We start from the raw sequence: 534 nt of genomic DNA, 5'->3' as shown, positions 1-534 counted from the left end.
TGGACTGATTAGCTGGGTCTTGATGGCGTCTGGCTGCGCTAATTTGTCTGCGGGCAATTTGTTTAGCCACTACAGCGACCAGAATCAAGAAGTTTATCAGGCAGTTGTTGCTGGCAATTATGCCCACGCTAAGCAACTCCAATCGAGCGACGTCGGTGGCGAGATCCTTGGCAATTTCGAAAAGGGTCGTATTTCATTCCTTGCGAAAGATTATCCAACCAGCCTCAAAGCTCTCGAAGATAGCGACCGCGCGGTACGTGTTCAACAAGACCGAGCAACCATTTCTGTTTCTGAAACAGCGACGAGCGTAGGTTCACTTGCTGTAAACGACAATCTTAACGAATACCAACCTGCAGACTACGAACTCGGCTTTTTGCATTTATACCTTGGTCTGAACTATCTACAAAAAAATGATTTAGAAGGCGCACTCGTCGAAGTTCGTCGTGCCAACCAAGTTCAGGAAGCGGCGAGAAAAGCGCGTGAAAAAGAGCTGAAGTCGGCAGAAAAAGATCTAAAAAACCAAGGTATGTCAGA

General features: G+C 47.0%; 1 pseudogene. It reads left to right on the top strand.

The window, feature by feature from the left end:
* A pseudogene (locus tag R7P74_RS28920) lies at positions 1-534 on the top strand (hypothetical protein); the annotation flags it as partial.

It is taken from the genome of Vibrio sp. 2033 (genome assembly GCF_033339735.1).
This window is presented reverse-complemented; position numbering and strand designations above follow the sequence as displayed.